The organism is Nocardiopsis alba DSM 43377, assembly GCF_000341225.1.
Taxonomy (GTDB): Bacteria; Actinomycetota; Actinomycetes; order Streptosporangiales; family Streptosporangiaceae; genus Nocardiopsis; species Nocardiopsis alba.
In genome coordinates this window covers 1-3521 of sequence record NZ_ANAC01000039.1, presented here as the reverse complement: position 1 = coordinate 3521, position 3521 = coordinate 1, and the positions used below count along the sequence as shown (strand labels likewise).

Here is a 3521-nt window from a genome sequence, read left to right as displayed (position 1 = left end):
CACAGTCCGTGATCATGGCAGGTTCAGAGTCGTCTCGCAGGGCTTTTGAGATGAGCTCTAATACTGCAACGACAGGTTGTTGCCTGTGCGTCTGTGATAGTGGCTCACCCGGGCACGCTGCTGGGACCGGCGTCTGAAGTGCGACCATTCCAGGACGTGCTCGACCGGGTGAGAAATCTGCGCCGCTACTCGGTTGAACAAACGGCGGATTTCGTTGACGCTCAGGGGGATCAGACACACGCTCGAGGCGTGTTCTGATCCCCCTTTTGAACGCCCTGGCGAAGCCGCACCAGGAACGCCAACGCGGCCATGGACAAGGTGATGTGCCGGTACCAGGCCCGATACCCCCGCACCTGGTAGTGGTCCAGCCCTGTCTCGTTCTTCGCGGCCTGGAAACACTCCTCGACCGCCCACCGGGATGCGGCCACCCGCGCCAGTTCCACCAGCGTCGTGTTCTCATCGGCAAAACAGATGTAATAGGCCAACTCTTCGGGGTCGGTGATGCTCCTGCGGGCGAGGAGCCAGTGCCCTTTGCCCGGCTCCCTCCAGGGGCGGATATCGGCCCGGGCCCAGTCATAGACGCGCGGTCCGTGAGCCCCGTCTGCGCAGCTCAGGCGTTCCCACGCCTGTTCGGGCAGATCGGCGATCAAACGGTGGGCGCGCTCTTGGCCCAGGTCCATCGTGATGACCGTCTGGGATTTGGGTACTGCGACCACGTGATGGATGTCGTGTTCTTCCATCCACAACCGCAGGCGGCTCACCTGCCCGTAGGCTTCATCCGCAGTCACCCACCCGAAAGGAATTCCGGATTGAACGGCCCTGCGGAGCATTGCGTGGCCGAGTTCGTTCTTGGTTGCGAAGGCGACCTGTTCACCGATACCGGAGGCCCGGCATCGGTCGCGGTCCTCGGTCCAGGCTTTGGGCAGGTAGAGTTCCCGGTCGATCAACGCCCGGCCCTTGCTGCTGGCATAGGCCAGGAACACGCCGATCTGGCAGTTCTCGATTCTTCCGGCGGTTCCCGAGTACTGGCGGGCTACCCCGGCCGATTTCGTGCCTTTCTTGAGGAACCCGGTGTCGTCCAGGATCAGCACACCGTGGTCGGGATCGGCCAGGACCTCTACCACCAGGTCGCGGACGTCGTCCCGCACACCGTCAGTGTCCCAGGCGTAGAAGTTCAGCAGGCGCTGAAGGCGCTCGGGACCCTGTTCACCGCACATCTCGGCCAGGGTCCACCCGTTCTTGCGTTCCAGTTCGCTGAGGAGTCCACGCAGGTAGGAGGTGGCCTGGCGGCGGGACTCAACGCGGGGAAAGCGGTGGGCGAAGGACGCGGTGAACTCGGAGAAGGACCGCGACCAGGTCTCAAGGTCAGTGATGGCCACACACGATTACTTACCGTGTGCGGCCATCACATCGCAACCTGTCGTTGAAGTACTAAGCAACTGTCACCTCAAGGCCGCACTCACAGTCATCTTCGCGACCGTAATGAGACACAACAGTTTTGCGTCAGATGAAGGGCGCCGTCGCTAGAGTCACCACCAGCCCCCAACACGAAGGAGACCCTGTGGCCTACCCCCCGCCCCCCTCACTGAGCTCCACGTATGTGGGGATGGACCGCCGTTGACGGAGGCCTCCAGGCGTTCGTGGACCTGAGCCCCACGCATGTGGGGATGGACCTCCGTCTGCGGGGGACGGTTGGTCCGGTCGCGGGGTAGGGCGGCCGTGCGGGGCGGGAACCTGGTTACTGCCTCACGGGCACCTGCTCAGAGGGTTGGCTGTTCACCACTGGCGTTCATGAGGCGAAGGGGGTCCTCGTAGAACTCCTTCCGCTTGTTCTTGGCTTCGGTCAACATGAAGGGGAAAGTCACCTTGGAGTCGTCTCGCAAGTACGCGCCCACCACCTGCTGAAGTTGGCTGCTCATAACGACAACCTTGACTCCCGGCATTTCAGCGAAGCCCTGCTCTCCCCCTGTGATCTCAGATGCAGCCCCGAACTGCCACATGCACGCAGCGTCGATGGTTTCGCGGAGTTCCTTGTAGGGGACTCGCAAAGTGCTGACACGGATGGCTTCCACGCACTCTCCCATCTGGGGAGTCCACTCGAAGTCGGTGTGGGGTTGGGCGAGTGCGAGCCGTTTCAGTTCCTGAGCTTGTGTTACGACGTCTTCTAGTGCTCGGTCTGTGATCTCGGTCTGCCGCTGGGCGAAGGTAAGTTGAGCTTGCCGTTGCTGTTGGTAGACGACGCCAGCGAAGGTGGCTGCTCCTCCAAGTAGTGCGCCTCCCAGTGCTCCTCCCATGCCGATTAGACCGACTGCGATCTCGGGGGTCATGTCGCCTCCTCGGTTGATGGTTGCCCCGGGCCGCGGGCAGGTTTGGGGATCAGCTCAGGCTGTGGGATGTTCTCGGAGCCGGGGCACCCGGACCCTGCTGGTGGGGCAGTGCGGCCCCGCTCGCCGAGAATCCGAGTGGGGGCCTTCTATGCGGGGGTTTCGGGTTGCCCCTGGCTGTGAGTGTGGCTCAGGCCTTCGCGGCCTGCCGACGTTCGTATTCTTCGCGGGCCTTGGGGGTGAGCAACGGCGAGGGTACCCATGCGGCGGGCTGGTTCGCGCGTTCGCGTTGGAGGGCGATCTCTTCTTCGGTGAGATGCTCTTCGGGGATGTCGAACTCCCCATCGCGAGCACCCAGGGTGAAGGCCTCCCACTCGGCGGGCGTGAAGAACAGCGTGCCCTTCTCCGGCGACTTGCCATCACGCACCGCACGGAAACCGTCGTCGAACTCGGCGACCTCCACGATCGCCTCCGATTCGGGATCGGAGAGTGAGGAGCGCATCCATACCGCGTCGGTGGTGTCGTGCCACTTCTCGTTCCCCATGGCCTCGGGGGGAAGATCCTTCTTCGACTGCTCGCGGTCGCTCATGTCTCTCCTCGCGTCGTGACGTATGGGAGTCACTGTAGAGGGCTGGGACAGGGACGGCCTCCGCCACCTCGGGCAGCGGAGGCCAATCCTCTGTGGAGGGTTAGTTCTTGGAGAGCGCGCTGAGCAGGGCGGTCCACTCTGAGGAGGGGATGTTGAGCTGGGCTTGGGCGCGGTTCTGGGTGTCGCGGATGTGGGTGGTGTGGCCTTCGGCCACCTCTACGCAGTTCTCAGCAGCGTTGCTGTAGGACGATTTGTGCCACGTGATTTCGCTGGTCATGAGCTGTCCGTTCTCTTCGGAGGTCGGAGGCTGACTGCTGCGGAGCGGGGCTTCTTCAGGGGGAGCGGGAGAGAGGTCGTGCGCTCGGGGGACGGGGGTGTTCTCAGGTCATGACTTCGGCTGAGATGATGCGGAGGTACGAAACTTCTTCTTCCCCGCCGAGCTGGGGAGTAGTCCTCGTTTCTTCTCGAACAGATATATCTCCCCTTGCGTCGTTACGTAGGGGAGTTACCCTGGTGATGCACGAACACGACCGACCCCCGCCAACGAGGGCGGATTCTAGGAGTCGTCGCAACACGTGAGGTCAGTTGCTCGCCGAGAGCAGCTTAGC

At 62.9% G+C, this 3521-nt stretch carries 4 protein-coding genes; all 4 read right to left on the bottom strand.

Annotation, left to right across the window (positions count from 1 at the left end):
* Positions 1-230: 230 nt before the first annotated feature.
* The 4 genes from D451_RS0125980 to D451_RS27635 all read right to left on the bottom strand — a co-directional run bounded on the left by D451_RS0125980 (position 231) and on the right by D451_RS27635 (position 3190).
* Positions 231-1373, bottom strand: a complete 1143-nt coding sequence (locus D451_RS0125980) for an IS701 family transposase (protein WP_187294586.1) — start codon at positions 1371-1373, stop codon at positions 231-233.
* A 387-nt stretch (positions 1374-1760) separates the two neighbouring features.
* Entirely contained in the window at positions 1761-2327 is a 567-nt protein-coding gene (locus D451_RS28025; protein ID WP_152473018.1) for a hypothetical protein, read from the bottom strand.
* A gap of 187 nt (positions 2328-2514) precedes the next feature.
* A complete protein-coding gene (locus D451_RS0125970) occupies positions 2515-2913 on the bottom strand; it encodes a DUF397 domain-containing protein (protein ID WP_017536604.1) in 399 nt (132 codons plus the stop codon).
* Between the two features lie 100 nt (positions 2914-3013).
* Positions 3014-3190 (bottom strand): DUF397 domain-containing protein, encoded by a 177-nt coding sequence (locus tag D451_RS27635; RefSeq protein WP_017536603.1) that lies wholly within the window; start codon positions 3188-3190, stop codon positions 3014-3016.
* Between the last annotated feature and the right edge of the window lie 331 nt (positions 3191-3521).